The organism is Herbiconiux liukaitaii (assembly GCF_041927495.1).
Classification (GTDB): domain Bacteria; phylum Actinomycetota; class Actinomycetes; order Actinomycetales; family Microbacteriaceae; genus Herbiconiux; species Herbiconiux liukaitaii.
In genome coordinates this window covers 127,058-143,343 of sequence record NZ_JBHFHG010000004.1, presented here as the reverse complement: position 1 = coordinate 143,343, position 16,286 = coordinate 127,058, and the positions used below count along the sequence as shown (strand labels likewise).

General features: G+C 69.4%; 17 protein-coding genes. 11 read left to right on the top strand and 6 right to left on the bottom strand.

Features of this window, described 5'->3' with window-relative positions; all coding sequences use genetic code 11:
• Positions 1-38 precede the first annotated feature (38 nt).
• The 5 genes from ACEXQC_RS08310 to ACEXQC_RS08290 all read left to right on the top strand — a co-directional run bounded on the left by ACEXQC_RS08310 (position 39) and on the right by ACEXQC_RS08290 (position 6,040).
• Positions 39-2,039 (top strand): M13 family metallopeptidase, encoded by a 2,001-nt coding sequence (locus tag ACEXQC_RS08310; protein WP_374820364.1) that lies wholly within the window; start codon positions 39-41, stop codon positions 2,037-2,039.
• 72 nt (positions 2,040-2,111) lie between these two features.
• Positions 2,112-3,077, top strand: coding sequence for a serine hydrolase (locus tag ACEXQC_RS08305; protein ID WP_374820362.1), 966 nt, complete (start codon positions 2,112-2,114; stop codon positions 3,075-3,077).
• 200 nt (positions 3,078-3,277) lie between these two features.
• Positions 3,278-4,456, top strand: a complete 1,179-nt coding sequence (locus ACEXQC_RS08300; protein ID WP_374820360.1) for an ABC transporter substrate-binding protein — start codon at positions 3,278-3,280, stop codon at positions 4,454-4,456.
• A gap of 26 nt (positions 4,457-4,482) precedes the next feature.
• Positions 4,483-5,802 (top strand): MFS transporter, encoded by a 1,320-nt coding sequence (locus ACEXQC_RS08295; RefSeq protein ID WP_374820358.1) that lies wholly within the window; start codon positions 4,483-4,485, stop codon positions 5,800-5,802.
• Positions 5,690-6,040 carry an MmyB family transcriptional regulator gene (locus tag ACEXQC_RS08290; RefSeq protein ID WP_374822010.1) on the top strand — a complete coding sequence of 117 codons (351 nt, stop codon included), beginning with the start codon at positions 5,690-5,692 and terminating at the stop codon, positions 6,038-6,040. Before ACEXQC_RS08295 ends, ACEXQC_RS08290 begins: the two co-directional genes overlap by 113 nt.
• Before the next feature lie 4 nt (positions 6,041-6,044).
• Here ACEXQC_RS08290 and ACEXQC_RS08285 read toward each other — a convergent pair whose 3' ends face one another.
• From ACEXQC_RS08285 to ACEXQC_RS08270, 4 genes are all read right to left on the bottom strand, one after another.
• Positions 6,045-7,574 (bottom strand): SIR2 family protein, encoded by a 1,530-nt coding sequence (locus ACEXQC_RS08285; RefSeq protein ID WP_374820356.1) that lies wholly within the window; start codon positions 7,572-7,574, stop codon positions 6,045-6,047.
• Between the two features lie 210 nt (positions 7,575-7,784).
• Complete coding sequence (locus ACEXQC_RS08280) at positions 7,785-9,011, bottom strand: hypothetical protein (protein ID WP_374820354.1); 1,227 nt, start codon at positions 9,009-9,011, stop codon at positions 7,785-7,787.
• Positions 9,012-9,053: 42 nt separating this feature from the next.
• On the bottom strand, positions 9,054-9,656 hold the full coding sequence (ruvA, locus tag ACEXQC_RS08275; protein WP_374820352.1) for a Holliday junction branch migration protein RuvA: 603 nt from the start codon (positions 9,654-9,656) through the stop codon (positions 9,054-9,056).
• 6 nt (positions 9,657-9,662) lie between these two features.
• Positions 9,663-10,202: a TetR/AcrR family transcriptional regulator gene (locus ACEXQC_RS08270; protein ID WP_374820350.1), complete on the bottom strand. Its 540-nt coding sequence runs from the start codon at positions 10,200-10,202 to the stop codon at positions 9,663-9,665.
• Between the two features lie 106 nt (positions 10,203-10,308).
• On the opposite strand from ACEXQC_RS08270, the gene ACEXQC_RS08265 reads away from it, so the two are divergent.
• The 3 genes from ACEXQC_RS08265 (at position 10,309) to ACEXQC_RS08255 (ending at position 12,058) form a co-directional block, all read left to right on the top strand.
• Positions 10,309-10,986 carry a DUF1345 domain-containing protein gene (locus ACEXQC_RS08265; protein ID WP_374820348.1) on the top strand — a complete coding sequence of 226 codons (678 nt, stop codon included), beginning with the start codon at positions 10,309-10,311 and terminating at the stop codon, positions 10,984-10,986.
• A gap of 60 nt (positions 10,987-11,046) precedes the next feature.
• Positions 11,047-11,409, top strand: a complete 363-nt coding sequence (locus ACEXQC_RS08260) for a hypothetical protein (RefSeq protein ID WP_374820346.1) — start codon at positions 11,047-11,049, stop codon at positions 11,407-11,409.
• Positions 11,410-11,482: 73 nt separating this feature from the next.
• Positions 11,483-12,058: a hypothetical protein gene (locus ACEXQC_RS08255; protein ID WP_374820344.1), complete on the top strand. Its 576-nt coding sequence runs from the start codon at positions 11,483-11,485 to the stop codon at positions 12,056-12,058.
• A 67-nt stretch (positions 12,059-12,125) separates the two neighbouring features.
• On the opposite strand, the gene ACEXQC_RS08250 is transcribed toward ACEXQC_RS08255, so the two are convergent.
• Positions 12,126-12,863: an SDR family oxidoreductase gene (locus ACEXQC_RS08250; protein ID WP_374820342.1), complete on the bottom strand. Its 738-nt coding sequence runs from the start codon at positions 12,861-12,863 to the stop codon at positions 12,126-12,128.
• Positions 12,864-12,959: 96 nt separating this feature from the next.
• On the opposite strand from ACEXQC_RS08250, the gene ACEXQC_RS08245 reads away from it, so the two are divergent.
• Positions 12,960-13,877 carry an AraC family transcriptional regulator gene (locus ACEXQC_RS08245; RefSeq protein WP_374820340.1) on the top strand — a complete coding sequence of 306 codons (918 nt, stop codon included), beginning with the start codon at positions 12,960-12,962 and terminating at the stop codon, positions 13,875-13,877.
• Here ACEXQC_RS08245 and ACEXQC_RS08240 read toward each other — a convergent pair.
• Positions 13,874-14,806: a ketopantoate reductase family protein gene (locus ACEXQC_RS08240; protein ID WP_374820338.1), complete on the bottom strand. Its 933-nt coding sequence runs from the start codon at positions 14,804-14,806 to the stop codon at positions 13,874-13,876. The two genes, ACEXQC_RS08245 and ACEXQC_RS08240, sit on opposite strands and share 4 nt — an antisense overlap.
• A gap of 84 nt (positions 14,807-14,890) precedes the next feature.
• Between ACEXQC_RS08240 and ACEXQC_RS08235 the strand changes: the two genes are divergently transcribed.
• Positions 14,891-15,439, top strand: coding sequence for a TetR/AcrR family transcriptional regulator (locus tag ACEXQC_RS08235; RefSeq protein ID WP_374820336.1), 549 nt, complete (start codon positions 14,891-14,893; stop codon positions 15,437-15,439).
• A gap of 144 nt (positions 15,440-15,583) precedes the next feature.
• A complete protein-coding gene (locus ACEXQC_RS08230) occupies positions 15,584-16,258 on the top strand; it encodes a hypothetical protein (protein ID WP_374820335.1) in 675 nt (224 codons plus the stop codon).
• Positions 16,259-16,286 lie beyond the last annotated feature (28 nt).

Below are 16,286 nucleotides of genomic sequence, written 5' to 3'. Positions count from 1 at the left end.
CACGGCGGACGTTCTGGCGAGGTGCGTAGAGTTGTCGCGTGACTGCATCCGGAATCGACACCGCCGAGCTCGACCCCGCCATCCGACCCCAGGACGACCTGTACCGACATGTCAACGGACAGTGGATCGCGCGCACCGAGATCCCCGACGACAAGGCGCGCTACGGCTCGTTCCTCCAGCTCGCCGAGGAGGCCGAGAAGGCCGTGCGCGACATCATCCTCGAGGCGCAGACCGCCGAGGAGGGCACCGAGCAGCGCAGGTTCGGCGACCTCTTCACGAGCTTCATGGACACCGAGCGCATCGACGCCCTCGGCGCCTCGCCCCTCGAGCCCCAGCTGGCGCTCATCGACACGATCACCGACCTGCCGAGCCTCGCCACGACCCTCGGCCGCCTCGAGCGCCAGGGCGTCTCGGGCCTCCTGCGCCTCTTCGTGGACAACGACCCGGGCAACCCCGAGCGCTACCTCGTGTTCGTGGAGCAGGGCGGCATCTCGCTGCCGGATGAGAGCTACTACCGCGACGAGAAGTTCGCGTCGATCCGCGAGGCCTACGTGGGCCACATCCAGCGCATGCTCGAGCTCGCCGGCCTCGACGACGCCCCCGCCCGCGCTCAGCGCGTGTTCGACCTCGAGACCCTCGTGGCCTCGTCGCACTGGGACAACGTGCGCACCCGCGACGCCCAGTCGACCTACAACCTCATGAGCTGGAGCGAGTTCGTCGACCAGGCCGGCGAGCCGGGCGGAGCCGAGGCCCAGGCCGCCGGCACCTCCTTCTTCGCCCTCTGGCGCGACGCCCTCGACGCCCCCGCCGGTGTGTTCGACGAGCTCGTGGTGCGCGAGCCGAGCTTCGTGACGGGCCTCTCGCACGCGCTCGCCGAGGCGCCGCTCGAGAGCTGGAAGGACTGGCTCAGCTGGCAGGTCGTGCACGGCTGGGCGCCCTACCTCCCCGGTGCCTTCGTGGAGGAGAACTTCGACTTCTACGCCCGCACCCTCACCGGCACCCCGAGCATGCGCGAGCGCTGGAAGCGCGGCGTCTCGCTCGTGGAGGGCGCCATGGGCGAGGCCGTGGGCCGCATCTACGTGGAGAAGTACTTCCCGCCCACCGCCAAGGCCGCCATGGACGTGCTCGTGGCCAACCTCATCGAGGCCTACCGCGACAGCATCCAGACCCTCGAGTGGATGAGCCCGGCCACCCGCGAGCGCGCCCTCGAGAAGCTCGGCAAGTTCACGCCCAAGATCGGCTTCCCGGCGACGTGGCGCGACTACTCGACCCTCGCGATCGACCCCACCGACCTCATCGGCAACGTGCGGGCCACGAGCGAGTTCGAGTTCCAGCGCGAGCTCGGCAAGATCGGCAAGCCGCTCGATCGCGACGAGTGGTTCATGACGCCGCAGACCATCAACGCGTACTACAACCCCGGCTTCAACGAGATCGTGTTCCCGGCGGCCATCCTGCAGCATCCGTTCTTCGACGAGGCTCGGGATGCGGCGGCCAACTACGGCGCGATCGGCGCCGTGATCGGCCACGAGATCGGGCACGGCTTCGACGACCAGGGCTCGCGCTTCGACGGCGACGGCCGGCTCACCGACTGGTGGACCGCCGAGGACCGCGAGGCCTTCGAGAAGCTCACCTCCTCGCTCATCGCGCAGTACGACGCCCTCGCCCCCGCGCAGGTGCCCGACCACCACGTGAACGGATCGCTCACGATCGGTGAGAACATCGGCGACCTCGGCGGGCTCGGCATCGCGTGGAAGGCCTACCTGCTGTCGCTCCGCGACGAGTCGGGGCAGCCGGTCGAGCCTCCCGTCATCGACGGGCTCACCGGGGCGCAGCGCTTCTACCTGAGCTGGGCCCAGGCCTGGCAGCAGAAGGCGCGCGACGCCGAGGTGATCCGCCTGCTGTCGATCGATCCGCACTCGCCCAACGAATTCCGGTGCAACCAGATCGTGCGCAACATCGACGAGTTCTACGAGGCCTTCGACGTGGAGCCCACCGATGGGCTCTGGCTCGATCCGGCCGAACGTGTGACCATCTGGTAGGCGACCGCATCCACCTGCGGCCGCATCCGCATCCGCACTCGCATCCGCACCGCTGAGGAGGCACCGCAGATCATGCCCGATCCGATCCGCCGCCGCGGCCGGGACGACCGGCCGGACGATCAGCAGCGCGGTCGGCGGAGCGATCCTGCGGATGTCGGCGGCGTGCTCTTCCGCAAGGGCTTCGCCTCCCTCACGGGGCTCGCGCTCTCGGGTGTGCAGGTCACGGCCTGCGCGCTCGACCTCGCCACGGGGCGCGTGCTGTTCTCGGTCGACGACCACCTCTCGGTGCCCACCGCGTCGATCGGCAAGGTGCTGCTGCTCATCGAGGTGGCCGCGCGGATCAGTGCTCGTGATGGGGGAGATCGCGACGGGGGAACGTCGGGCGCCGGCCGGCCGGCCGCGGGGGCGGAGGCGCTCAGCATCCTCAACCGCACGGCCCACGACACGGTGGCCGACTCGGGGCTGTGGCAGCACCTGCAGGTGCCGGCCCTCCCGGTTGTCGACCTCGCCGCGCTCATCGGCTCGTCGAGCGACAACCTCGCCACCAACGTGCTGCTGCGCCGCATCGGCCTCGACGCGGTGCGCGACCGCACGGAGTCGCTCGGCCTCCGCCGCACCCTGCTGCTCGACATCGTGCGCGACGAGCGCGGGCCCGACGACGCCCCGCAGCTCTCGGTCGGCTCCGCGCGCGAGCTGGCGACGCTGTTCCGCCGGCTCGAGCTCGGGGAGGTCGTCGATCACACGACCTCCCGACTGGTGACCGGCTGGTTGCGGCTGGGTGTCGATCTCTCGCTCGTGGCCGGGTCGTTCGGGCTCGATCCGCTCGCACATGCCGGCATCGACCACGGGCTCACCCTCTTCAACAAGACGGGGTCGGATGCGGGTGTGCGGAGCGAAGCCGGCGTCATCACGGGGCCGCGCGGTGGCATCTCCTACGCGGTCACGATGCGCTTCAACGACGAGCACCTGCCGGGGCGGCTCGCGGTGATCGACTCGATGCGCACGCTCGGCACCGACTTCCTGGAGTACGTCTACTGACGCCCAGGGCCTCCGGCGGTGGCGCAGAGGGTGGCGCAGGGCGGCCTGTCGCGCAGGATCACGCGGATCCGCCCCCTCCCCGGTGGCGTAACGGAGCGTTCTCCCTCGGGAAACAGCGGCGCAACGGCGGGCGGCGAGACTGGCCGGGCTCCCGCACCGCCCCCTGCACCATCGTTGCCCCACCGACAGTTGGAGAACACATGCGCAGCACGACCCCGCGGCTCGCCGCCTCGATCGGCGCCCTCGCCGTCGCCACCCTCGCCCTCTCGGCCTGCTCGAGCGGAAGCTCGGCGAGCGAGGAGACCCCCGCCGCGAGCGACCTCACCGTGGGCGCCGTCGACCTCGCGGCGGCCGGGTGCCCCGCGAACGTCGTCATCCAGACCGGTTGGAACCCCGAGGCCGAGCACGGCCACCTCTACGAACTGCTCGGTGCCGACCCCGTGATCGACGCGAACAACAAGCTCGTCTCCGGTCCGCTCATGGCGAGCGGCGAGTACACGGGTGTCGACGTCGAGATCCGGGCCGGCGGCCCCGCCACCGGGTACCAGACCGTGACGAGCCTCATGTACACCGACCCCGACATCATGCTCGGCTACGTGTCGACCGACGAGTCGATCGCCCAGTCGGCCGAGATGCCCACCACCGCGGTCTTCGCCTCGCACGACATCAGCCCGCTCATGATCATGTGGGACCCGGAGACGTACCCGGATGCGACCGGCGTGGAGGACCTCGTGGAGGCGGGCGCGAACATCCGCTACTTCGACGGCACCGCCTACATGGAGTACCTCACCTCGGCGGGCATCATCCCCGAGGCCCAGGCCGACGGATCGTATGACGGCACCCCGGCGTCGTTCGTGGCCTCGGCCGGCAAGGACGCCCAGCAGGGCTACGCCTCCGCCGAGCCCTACGTCTACGAGAACGAGGTCGAGAGCTGGATGAAGCCGGTCGAGTACCAGCTCATCGACGACCTCGGGTTCCGGCCGTACCAGGACCCCGTGGTGGTGCGGAGCGAAGACGTCTCGGCGCAGTCCTCGTGCCTCGAGGCCCTCGTGCCGGTGCTGCAGCAGGCCGAGGTGGACTACTTCGCCTCGCCCGACGCCACCAACTCGCTCATCCTCGACCTCGTGGAGCAGTACGACACCGGCTGGGTCTACACGCAGGGTGTTGCCGATTACTCGGTCGAGACCATGCTCTCCGAGGGCATCTCGGGCAACGGCGACAACGACACGCTCGGCGATTTCGACGAGGAGCGCGTGCAGGATCTGCTCGACAAGGTGCTCCCCGTCTACGAGAAGCAGGGAATCACGCCGGCCGAGGGTCTGGCCCCCGGTGACCTCGTGACGAACGAGTTCATCGACGACTCGATCGGCATGGACTGACGATCGGCTCGCCTGGACCCGACCCTGTGGCGTCGCCGCCTTCCGGCCCCGTGACCCCGCCGCCCGGTGCGGCGGGGCTCGGGGCCCAGGCGGTGCTCGTCTGCGCGTTCATCGCGTCGGCGCAGATGACCTGGGGCGTGATCGTGCCGGCGCTGCCCGTGCTGGTGGAGCAGTTCGGCATCGGCGTGGGGAGCATCGGGCTGCTCATCGCCTCGTTCGCCATCGGGCGGGTGATCGCGAACGTGCCCGCGGGGCTCGCGCTGCGTCGGGTGCCGCCGCGGCCGTTCCTGCAGATCGTCTCGGTGCTGCTCGTGCTGGTGACCGCGGTGACCGGGCTGCTGCCGACCGAGCCGCTGCTGCTCGCGGCGCGGCTCGTGGCGGGGCTGCTCGGGGGAGCCGCGGTGACCATCGGCTTCGCCGTGCTCGTGGCCGGTGCGCCTCCCTCGCGGCGCGGTCGCACGATGGCGACGGCGACTGTGGTGCAGATGAGCGGATCGGCGGTGGGTGCGCTCATCGGTGGCGCGGCCGTGACGGCGTGGGGGGTGCAGGCCGCGTTCGCGCTGGCGGTGGTGCCGTTGGTGGCGACTCTGGTGGTCGACCTGGTGCGGCCGGCTCGGCACTACTGGTCGGCGTTCGTGGTGGCGCACGCCGCGGAGGCGCGGGCCGATGGGGCTGGCGGCGACGGTCCCGCCGGCGCTGGCGCTGGCGCTGACGGCCGGCGGCCCAAGGGCGCTGCCCTGCGCGGCTCGCCGGGGCTGAGCGGATCCCGCGGGTCGCGGGGTCTCGTGGTCGGGCTCGTCGCCATCTCGTTCGCCACCTTCTTCGCGCGGTTCGCCGGCGAGCAGGGGCTCATCCCGGTGCTCGCCTACAGCACGGGCGGTCTCACCCCGCTCGCCCTCGGCGTCGCCATGGCGGCGGGTACCGCGGTGAGCATCGCGGCCCTGCCCCTCGTCGGCCGGGCCGTCGATCGCGGGGCGCGCCTGCGCATCCTCATCCCCGCCGGAGTGGGGGCGGCGGCCGCCGTGCTGCTGTTCCCGCTCGTGACCGCGCCGCTCGCGTTCGCCGCGGTGCTCGTGGCCTACTACCTCGCCACGAGTGTGGCGGGCGTGGTGCCCAACGTGCTCACGAGCGAGCGGTTCGCCCCTGCCACCGCGGGGGCCGTGGTGGGCCTCACCCGCACGGCGGGCGACATCGGTGCCGCGGCCGGGCCCCTGCTCGTGTTCGCCCTCGCCGATTCCTTCGGCAACGTCCCCGCGGTGGCCGCCATCGCCGTCATGCTCCTGGCGGCCCTGGCCATCCTCGCCCCGGCCGCAGCCACGAAGCGGGCGGACTCGACCCCAAAGTGACCGGGATCCCAAGCGCCTCCGCCATCCGCTAGTCGGGGAGCTGACAATCGAGTACGAGGCCCTCGCCCTGCCCGGCGACCCCGACCAGACCCTGTTCGTGTACACGACCGAACCCGGCACGGCCTATCGGCAGGCAATGGACGTGCTCGTCAGCTGGATCCGGCCGGCAGCCTACCCTCCGGCGGGTGCCGGTGCTGACACGGGCGGGGTGACATTACGCGGCGGTGCTCCAAGCTGATCGGCTATCCCACGAGCCGACCGAACTTCTCTTCGACTGAGTCCAACTCGTGGTCGCCCCGAACCTGCAGAAACCACTCAGCCGCGGTGCGCGCATCGATGAAGGTCAGTCGAACAGTGACGCTCGATCCAGCAGGGAACTCAGGGATGGACACGGAATGGACGAGGTGCTCGTCGTGTTCCGCCGCCGGATGCATGACCTCGATCCCGTTCGGGTATGCGCTGCCGCTGCCGCTCAGCCGGCGCGGATAGAACCTCGTTAGTTCCAGATCCCGTCCATCGTTCTTCACCTCCAGTGTGACGACGTGGCGATCGGTGCGCGCGTCGACGCTGAACCAGTGCTCCGGGTCGGAAGGCGCGGGTGTCAGGGCGAGCGCTCGTGCAAGCCCATCCGACGCGAAGGCTCGAACAGCGGCCAGTCGCCGACCATCACCGGATTCGCCTGGCCGACCGAGATGCCGGTTGAGCTCGTCCCTGAAGTCCTCTCTGCCCCACCCTAGATTCAATCGGGGCCATTGGGGATCGAGAACGGTGATGGTGCGCCTGCGATCAGCGTTGGCCCAGTCTCGTACGACGGCGTTCACGTGTGCGTCGCCGCCCGAGTAACCCACAATGACCAATCGTTCTGCCCGACGAAGCGACTGCTCGAAGCGGCGAAGGAGAGCGAGTGTCGAGCCTTCTGTTTCGAGCTTCTCGCGGTTCCCGATCACGATGGCGGGGTCGGAGTGGCGTGAACCCCCGGAAGCCACTCGGGCGATCTTCTGAGGAAGTGTGCCACGTTCGCGGCTCCACGTCTCCGTAGCCCAATCGATGGAGCCGTGGAGCTTCGTCAGGTTGATCGTTCCATCGGCTGACTCGATATCGAGGTCTTCTCCGGGGCGCCAGGTCTCAATGCCTCGACGTACGGGCACGCTCCGCTGCTCGGCCATCATCTCGATGGTCAAGTCGTAGTTCAGGGTGATCACGTCTAGACCGCCCGGCTGCGACAACGCAAGGTCCGCGAGGGGAGAGAGGTAATCGACCGTGACCGGTGACGAAAGGATCTCTGCAACGAGCTCCCGCAGAAGCGGTTCGAGTTCTGCGTAGGAGGTGCCATCGCCGCCCACGCCCGTCTCCTGGTGCACAACCGCTCGAATGGCATCGAGCAGGTCATCACCCGAGCCAAAGCGGGGACCCGTCGCCTTTAAAGCCCCCTGCTCGACGCGGCGCGACAGCGCCCTAGCGTCACTCGAGGCATCGAGTGCGCCGACTCCAGCCCGCCAGCTCGCGAACGGGGCGACTTCGTGCGTGTTCCGGTCTCGGAGCAGACGGATGGCGGAGAACAGGGTCTCGACGTTGACTGCGGCGAACGGATCGCCCCCCTGCTCTGTCTCATGGCTCACCATTGCGCCGTAGACGAAGTTGAGCACCCGGGTCAGCGGCGATCGCTGGTGCTGCAGTCCGAACCGGCGAACCAGTTCCTGGGCCAGTTGATTGGTGAGGGGAAGTCCAGCGTCGGCCGACGCGCCTGCCCCGAGCAACACCGCGGTCCGCATACGGGCCAGCATACGAGATCCCACCAGGACCTGGCGGGCCACTGGCGCACCGCCCGTTCATCCGCTCCCCAGGCGTGGAAGCGCTTCGGGCGTAGATGCTACAGAGCTCCCACCACTCCGATGGCGAGCCCCTCGCCCCGCCCTCACGCGTCCGGCTGCGCGCCCAGTCCGCAGACGGCTAAGCCACTGGCGCGGCGCCAGCGACTGATGTCAGGCGGCGCCCCCCGGGAAAGGCTCGACCTCCGCCGTTCGAGTGGCCTCGGTGGGGGTGTCTGAGGCGGCGCGCTCGTGGCGGCGGAGGTAGGCCGCGCGCACGGCGAGCCCAGTTCGGGCGTCGTGGATGAGGGGGTGGAAGAACGCCGTGCGGTAGGCCGCGTTGGTGGTGACCGACACGAGGAAGTTGAGTGACGAGACGCAGCTCAGGAAGATCGACGTCTTGACGAGCGCCCAGGTGAACGGCACCTCCGCGCCGAACAGCTCGACCATGGTGAGACGCGCGCCGACCCACTCCTGCAGCACCTCCGGCGAGAACGCGAACGAGCCGAGCACGAGGAGGAACACGCACACGATACCCGCGAAGACCAGTGTCTGGAGCACGAGGGCGAGCACGAGCACGGCCTGCAGGTTGATGCGTTCACGCCGCGCGAGCGGGGGCCCAGGCACCGAGGCGTAGCCGTCGAGCTCCGGGAGGCCGGACGACCGCACGAGACGCAGGCGTTCCGCCGGCTCGATGCCCTCGTCGAGCTCCTTCATCTCGAGGCGGCTGACCGGTATGACGAAGAGCAGGCCGAGCACGAGGAAGAAGAGCGCGACGGCTACGAGGCGCGCGGGGGACATGGTGCTCGTGACGTCCCACAGCGGCTTGGAGAAGAACGCGAACACGACCACGAGCATGAGGATGGGGAGGGCGCGCGTGACGAGCGCCCCGATCGCCGTGAGCTGCTGCAGCGCCGCGTGCGCCGCCCAGGCGAGCAGCGATCCGACGCCGAGCCAGGTGAGCAGACCGGCGATCGCCACGATGAGGAGGTGCACCCCCGCGTGCCAGGCGGCTTCGCCGAGCGATGCGGTCAGGGCCGTCACGCCGGGGAGGACGACGAGGTAGCAGACGAGCACGACGATCCCGGTCGAGAGGGCCGCGCGCGGGCGGGCGCGAAGCACGCGTGCCGTGATGATCCCGAGGACGATGGGCACCACCACGAACCCCACGGCGGCGAGCATCACCGAGCCGACGAGCAGCACGATGATGAGCACGGAATCGAGCTCCACGTCGATGTCGACGTCGGCGACGACCTGCACGAACACGCCGAGGCACAGCGCGAACACCATGAACGGCACCACCCGGCTCACCAGCCGGTCGCCTCGCGCCCCGTCGCGCACGAACGTGGGCAGGCCCACCGCCCGCAGCCACTGCTCGACGTCGCGTTCCTGTGCAGCCATCCGGCACCCCCTGGGCCCATTGTGCCGCACTCCCACTCGCGGTCAGGTGAGCTGTGCGAGCGCGGCCCGGATGAGGAGGGCGGTGGTCATCTTCTCAGCGGCTTTCGGGTTCGCAGCGAAGACCCGCTCGAGTGCGGCCGCAGCTCGCTTCTGCGTCCAGCCGAGCGACAGCAGGGCATTCAGCGCCTCACCGCGGGCGGGGGTGTCGACGGGTGCCGAATCCGACGCCGGAACATCGCTGGCCAGGAAGGTCAGCTTGCCCCTCAGGCTCATCACGATCATCCGCGCCGTCTTCGGCCCGACGCCGGGAACCTTGCGGAAGGGAGCGTCGTCGTCGCGCTCGATCGCCGTCGCGATGGCCTCTGCGTCGAGGGCTCCGAGGGTGGCCATGGCCGCTCGTGGTCCGACTCCGGTGACCGTGATGAGGTGGTCGAAGACGGTGCGGTCGTCGTCGGTGGCGAAGCCGAACAGGGTCAGGGCGTCCTCGCGCACGACGAGCACGGTGTGCATCGACACATCGTCGCCGATCGTCAGCGATGCGGCGTGCGGGGCGGTGAGCTCCACGGAGTGGCCGACCCCTCCGGTGTCGATGATCGCTCCGCGAGGGCTGATGTGCAGAACGGTGCCGGTGAGGTGGGCGATCATGCCCGGTCAGACCGACCGTGCGAGGTCGACGATCTGCCGGGTCAGCTCCGCCCGGAACGAGGGCGTGATCGGCCGGCTGCTCATGGCGTCGTACGACCACAGGCCGTCGGCCGCGAGGCACGCGATGAACTGCTGCCGGATGGCGGAGTCGCGAGCGGCGTCTTCGGGAGACGGCGTCCAGCGCTCGTGCACCTCGTCGAGCGGCCGGTGCAGTGCCGGGTCGTTCGAGGTGGCGTGGATCAGCTCGAGGTCGACGCTCGTGGCGGAGGTCGTGGCGAGCGTGATGTAGGCCGCCGTCCGCTCCGCCTGGGTGGCTTCTGCGGCGCTCTTCCCGGCGACCTCGGCGAGCTGCTGCTCCCATTCGGCGGCGAGGTGCTCGTACATCGCCGTCACCAGCGATTCGCGATCCCGGAAGTGGTAGGTCATGCCTCCGCGAGTGAGACCGGCCTCCTCGGCGGTCGCCTCGAGGGTGAGCTTGGCGGCCCCATCCCGCGCGGAGACGCGGATGGCGGCATCGAGGATCGTGGTTCGGTTGTTGGCTCGCACCCCTCAAACATTACATGCCTGCATGTAAGTTTCCGATGTCTTGGACGCCTGCTCAACACTGACCAGCCGACCCCACCCAGTGGAGCGGGGGTGAGAAGGTGGGACCATGACCTCCACCGAACCCAGGCCGCGGCCGCCGCGGAAGGTCGACGAGCTCGCGGACATCGTGTTCGCCACGATCGTCTCCGTGCTGGCGATCGTGTACATCCTCGTGCCGTTCATCCCGGTCATGATCGCGTGGCTCTCGGTGGCGATCGTGTATCTCGTGCTCCAGTTCACGGTGTTCCGCAACCGGGCGACCCGGGATGCTCCCGTGGGCAGCAGGCCCCTCCCGCGCAAGGTTCTGGAGTATCTCTCCTGGGTGCTGCCGATCGTGGCGAGCGGCACGGGGATCGCGTCGGCCGTGGCGCTGCTCACCACCGAGGGTGTGAACGGCACGGGGAGCTCGCACGGGCTGCTCGTCGGGCTGCTCGGCTCGGCGGGGGTCGTGGTGGCCTGGGGGCTGCTGCAGGCGGGGTTCGCGGGGATCTACGAGAGCGTGTACGAACGACTTCCCGAGGCGTCGATGATCAGCTTCCCCGGGATCAGCAGGGATCCGACTCTGGGCGACTTCCTCTACCTCTCGTTCACGGTGGGCACGGCGTTCGCCACGTCGGGAGTGACGATCTCGTCGCGGAAGGTGCGGAGGGTCATCCTGCTGCACAGCGTCACGAGCTTCTTCTACAACGCGTTCCTCATCGCCGTGGCGATCCAGGTCGTCCAGGGGATCATCGCCAACGGCTGACATCGCTGCGTCGAGGTGCTCGGAGGCTGCAGCTTCACCTGGGGACGGCATAGTGGAGGTATGAACGATGCCGACGCGAACCTCAGCCGTGATGTCACCGAAGCGCTGAACGCTTCGATGCCCGACGTCGTGAAGGTGGCCGGTCGTGGGCGCGTCGCGTCGATGCTGCTGTTCGGCGGTGTCGCCGGTGCCATCGTGGTGGGTATCGGCTCGGCGATCTTCAGTTCGACCCTCGCGACGTCGTCGGTGTTCCTGGTTGTGGTGCTGGCCTTGTTCGCCATCATCATCCTGGTCATGATCGCGGCGCTCGTCGTCGGGGTCCGAGCGAAGCGCGCGTTCACCCGCATCGCCGAAGCGGTCCGTGCGGAGCACCGGGCGACCCTCCTCCGCGTCGTCGGCAGCCAGGTCCACGTCCGCTCCTGACCGGCGCCGCCCGCCTCCGCCCGCTCTCGCGGAACTCGTCGACAAGTGTCGATCGGGCGGCTATCGTGTCGGTATGAGCGACGCGGGGGTGCGAGTTCTTCTCGGGATGGCCCTGCTGAGCGTGGTGGGCATGGGGATCACCGCGTGCGTCGCCGAGCCGACCGCAGCGCCCATAGTGACCGATCATCCCGAGCCGGCCGACGCTGACGCGGCTCCTGAATCGGGGCCTTCGTCGAGTGGCAGCGCTGAGGGTGAGCACTACCCGGAGGGCGCGTCGGCCGAGACGCCCGAGTGCCAATCGGCCTCAGCGGCGGCCGTCGCCGCAGTCAATGCGGCGATGACCATTCCGGACTACGACCCGGAAGGCGAACCGCCGGTCATCTCCGGGCTCACGGCGTCACCCGATCCCGCGAATGCCGTGTGGCTCCTGGGCGGTGTGATCGGCGGCAGCGCGTACAGCGATGGCTTCTTCGTGGCCTGGGCCACCACGGCCGACCCGACGCAGGACGACTTCGACGGCGAGCTCCGGGCGGTCGGCGGTGCCACCGCCGGCATCAGCGCAGCACCCAGCATCCAGTTCCGCGACATCCCGACGCCGGGAGGGCTTCCCACCGCCATACTCCGCTGCGGCGCCGAAGCGGGCCGCTGAGCCACCTGCTGGCGTCCATCCCGCACCCACGTCTCCGAATCCCGAGGGGGCAATCAAGCTGGGGGTGTCACCAGGGGACGGGGCCGTTCACGTCGGTGAAGGTGCCGGTGGGGCCGTCGGCGGGGATGGTGGCCATGGTCACTGCGGAGCGGGCGCCCTCTGCCGGGGTGAGGAGGCCGCGGTGACCGTTGAGGTCGGTGGCGACGAAGCCCGGGCACACGGCGTTGACGAGGATGTTCTCGGAGACGAGGTCGCGGGCGTACATCATCGTCACGGCGGTCAGTGCGGTCTTGGACGGCACGTAGCCGAGGGCGATCGGATCGGTGTTCCCGAAGTCCGAGATGGCGGCGAGGGATCCGGCGCTGCTCGAGACGTTCACGATCCGGGGCGCACTCGACTTGCGGAGGAGCGGGAGGAACGCGCTGGTCACGGTGATCACCCCGAACACGTTGGTCTCGAACACGGCGCGGACGTGGTCGACGTCGGCGGTGCGGGGCACCTGCCCGGCGAAGTCGGCGCCCGGCTGGTGGCTGATGCCGGCGTTGTTGATGAGCGCGTCGAGACGCCCGTGCTCGGCCTCGACCTGCTCGGCGGCCGCGGCGACGGAGGCGGGGTCGGTGACGTCGAGGGCGACGGCGGTGACCTGCCCGCCGGCCGCGCGGAGTGCGGCAGCTGTCTCTTCTCCCCGGTCGAGACTGCGTGCGCCGATGATGACGGTGTGGCCGAGCTGGGCCAGTTGCGCCGCGATCTCGCGGCCGATGCCTTTGTTGCCGCCGGTGACGAGGGTGATCATGGGGTCGGTCATGGGGTGTCCTTTCGAATCTCCGATACCCCAGCCTGACTGTCGCGCGTCGTATGGAGAATAACGCAGCGTCGTTTTTTCATGCTCTATAGTCCAGTTATGGCAGTGGATCGGCTCTCCGAAGTGCTCGACCTCATCGAGGTGCGCAGCGTCGTGTCGGGCGGATCCGCTGTCCGTGGTCGGTGGCGCACGCACAGCGCCATCGACGATGACCTCAAGTTCATCGCCGTGGTCCGGGGTCGCGCCACCCTCGCGACGGACGGCCTGGACGGCCCGATCGAACTCGTCTCCGGCGACGTCGCCATCCTGAACGGGAGATCCTGGTTGACGCTCGAGGGTGGCGAGGGGGATGAGGAGCCCGTGATGGTCGAACCGCCTTCGTCGGGCTCGGCGATCGCGGAGGAAGACGCCCAGGCATCCGACGTCGACATCCTCATCGGTGGCCGAGTCGAGTTGAACTCGACCGGCAGAGAGCTCCTCCTCCGCGCCCTTCCGGCCGTCGCCCACGTGGGCGCATCGAGCGCCGTCGCCCCGCAGCTGCGCGGTCACGTGCAACGACTGTTCACCGAGATCGTCACGCGCCGGGTCGGCGCCGACTTCGCCATCCGCCAGTACGGTCAGCTCCTGGTGCTCGACCTCATCCGCGGGTTCATCCAGGACACCGAGATGCCCGCCGGATGGCTGAAGGTGCTCACCGACGATCGCCTTCGCCCCGCCCTGGACCTCATCCACGAGCAGCCGGCCAGAAGCTGGAGCCTCGAAGACCTCGCGCACGCGGCCTCGATGTCGCGCAGCACCTTCGCGAAACGCTTCCGCGACGCGGCCGGCATGCCGCCGCTGGCCTACCTCATCACCTGGCGCATGCTGCTCGCCCAACGCGAACTGCGGAGTCGCGACACCCGAATCGGCGCCCTGGCACTCACCCTCGGCTACTCCTCCGAGAGCGCCTTCAGCTCGGCCTTCAAACGCCACCTCGGCGAATCCCCGAAGTCCTACCGCTCCCGCGCCGCCGCCTAGGTACGAGGTCGATCGAGGCGGGGGGTGGGGATTCCGAGGCGGCGGGCTTCGCGCAGAGTGTCGCGGAGGACGGCGCGCGCTTCTGGGGCGTGCGGATCCGTGTGGGCTGCGAGGCTTCTTCGAGCGATCGGGATCAGGACCGTCGCCCATCCGGATGCCGCAGCGACCACGCGAGGCAGCCGGAACGGCAGCGTGGCGCTGCGATGCGGGCGGAGGTCCACACCTCTGGCCTCGAGAAGGGGCAGCAGCTCGCGGGTCGTCGAGAACGCGTCTCGGAACGCTCGACGGTCTCCGACCATGTCCGCCAGCGACCCGCTCCGCACGGCCTGGTCGAACATGCCGGCGTCAGCGATGAAATGCAGCCACAGCCACCCCCGCATGTCCATCTCCTCCCGCACGGTGATGGCCGCCTGCTGGAAGGCCTCGAGCACCTCCTGCTCGCGCCGCGTCGGCGAGGCGCCGGTCGTGCCGACGATGACGGAGGGCAGCAGGGCGCCCCACAGCACGCCGTCGTCGTCGAAACCCCCGCCGGCCTGCGGGAACCCGAACACGACCTGATCAGCAGGAAGCGGCGCCACCGCCGCGAGCGGCTCCTCCCAGAGGTTGCCGAACACCAGCACCGTCGCCCCACCCAGTCGGGGAGCGAGGAACGCGGCCGCCTCTGCGAGACGGTGGTGACCGACGCTGAGCACGATCAGATCGAAGTCGTCGGCCGGGTCGATGGATTCCCGCAAGCGAGTTCGGAATGACTCGCGAACCCGTCGACCGAGCGGCTTGTGTCGCCCGTCGATCCAGTCCAGCTGCACCTCGTCGCCGTACTCCGCCGCCCGACCCGGACGCACGTAGAACTCGACGTCGTGGCCGGCGGCGTGGAGCACGCGACCGTAGATCGTGGCGATGACGCCGCGGCCGAACATCAGAATGCGCATGGCGTGATCCTTCGCTAACATGGAGACTGCCTCCATATACGACTATATGGAGGCGGTCTCCGTTTGTCGAGAAGGGGTCTCATCGTGGCCGAGGTTCGAGCTCTGCGAGCGGATGCGCGCCGCAACCGGGACGCGATCGTGGCCGCCGCCCGCGACGTCTTCGACCGGGACGAACAGGTGCGCTTCGATGACTTCGCGGCACGTGCGGGCGTGGGGGTGGGCACGCTCTACCGCCACTTCCCCACACGAGAGGCGCTGGCGGCGGCTGTGTACGAGGGCGAGGTCGCCTCGCTCTGCGATCAGGCCCACGACCCGACGCGGAGCGCCGGCGAGAACCTGGATGTCTTCCTGCGGGGCTTCGTCGACTACGTGCTGGCCCACACGGGTCTCGCCCGCACGCTCGCCGCAGTCGCCGACCCGGCCATGCTGGCCGAAGGTGGAATCCAGCTCGAACGCACCGTCGCCGACCTCCTGTCTCGGGCGGCCGCCGACGGTGCCATCCGCAACGACGTGGCCGTCGGCGCGGTGATGATCGTGCTGCACGGCATCGGATCCGCCCACGACCGCCCGCACTGGCCATCGGAGTCACGTGCAGCCGTGGAGCTCCTCCTCGCCGGCCTCAAGCCCCGCTGACCGCGTTCGGGATCGAGACTCTGGCGAAGAGCGCGGGCGATTCCCATCCCGTGGCGTCGTCTTGGGAGTGGAAGTCCCAGCTGCCGGCGGGCTAACTTCTACAGATGTGGTCCACCGACTGGCGCAGGCCGAGACTCTGACGGGATGAACTTCCACGGCGCCCGCCGTCCTCTGACGGCATCAGGGATCGTGTTCCTGATGCTCGGGCTCGCGACGCTCGTGGCCGCGGCCGTGAGTGCGAGTGGTGATGGACTCGGCATGACCTGCTCCGACGGCTACGGCTGTCGCACCGAGAACGCCGTGCTGTTCACCCTGCTGAGCTTCGGACTCCGCATCTCGATGCCCTTGCTTGTAGCCGGCATCGTCTTCCTCGCCGGATCTCAGACTCTCGCCGCCCTCGAAGTGGCGCCCGCACCTGGAACGGACGCGATGAGCACCCACGATCAGAACCCTTCCGCCACTCGACATGCGGTCGCGGCGCGACTCTGGATCCTCGCGGGCATCCTCGTCCTGGGGTCCGCAGCGCTGGGTCTCTGGTCGGTGTCACCCGTAGGCCAAGAGGTCATGATGGGCCCCGATGTCGACCGCTCATCGCCGGGGTACATTCTGAATCAGCTCTCGTACGTCCTCGTTCCCGCAGGGACCCTCGCGGGCTTCATCGTCACCGGTCTCGCACTGGTCGTGACCCGGGCGAAACCGTCGGTGCAGCGTCCCCAGCACGAGCCCGAGACGCACGACCGCTCCGTGTGGGACGGCACGGACCACGAGCCCTTCAAGCGCCCCGACCCCACGAGCGGGCCCCAACTCGGCGGTGACTGACCGCTCGACTGGTCGGCTCCGTGTGCAT

Coding starts and splice junctions, on each gene's coding strand:
- ACEXQC_RS08230 (WP_374820335.1), top strand. CDS start 15,584: ATGAACTTCCACGGCGCCCGCCGTCCTCTGACGGCATCAGGGATCGTG.
- ACEXQC_RS08305 (WP_374820362.1), top strand. CDS start 2,112: ATGCCCGATCCGATCCGCCGCCGCGGCCGGGACGACCGGCCGGACGAT.
- ACEXQC_RS08240 (WP_374820338.1), bottom strand. CDS start 14,806: ATGCGCATTCTGATGTTCGGCCGCGGCGTCATCGCCACGATCTACGGT.
- ACEXQC_RS08260 (WP_374820346.1), top strand. CDS start 11,047: ATGAACGATGCCGACGCGAACCTCAGCCGTGATGTCACCGAAGCGCTG.
- ACEXQC_RS08255 (WP_374820344.1), top strand. CDS start 11,483: ATGAGCGACGCGGGGGTGCGAGTTCTTCTCGGGATGGCCCTGCTGAGC.
- ACEXQC_RS08300 (WP_374820360.1), top strand. CDS start 3,278: ATGCGCAGCACGACCCCGCGGCTCGCCGCCTCGATCGGCGCCCTCGCC.
- ACEXQC_RS08250 (WP_374820342.1), bottom strand. CDS start 12,863: ATGACCGACCCCATGATCACCCTCGTCACCGGCGGCAACAAAGGCATC.
- ACEXQC_RS08285 (WP_374820356.1), bottom strand. CDS start 7,574: ATGCGGACCGCGGTGTTGCTCGGGGCAGGCGCGTCGGCCGACGCTGGA.
- ACEXQC_RS08245 (WP_374820340.1), top strand. CDS start 12,960: ATGGCAGTGGATCGGCTCTCCGAAGTGCTCGACCTCATCGAGGTGCGC.
- ACEXQC_RS08280 (WP_374820354.1), bottom strand. CDS start 9,011: ATGGCTGCACAGGAACGCGACGTCGAGCAGTGGCTGCGGGCGGTGGGC.
- ACEXQC_RS08265 (WP_374820348.1), top strand. CDS start 10,309: ATGACCTCCACCGAACCCAGGCCGCGGCCGCCGCGGAAGGTCGACGAG.
- ruvA (WP_374820352.1), bottom strand. CDS start 9,656: ATGATCGCCCACCTCACCGGCACCGTTCTGCACATCAGCCCTCGCGGA.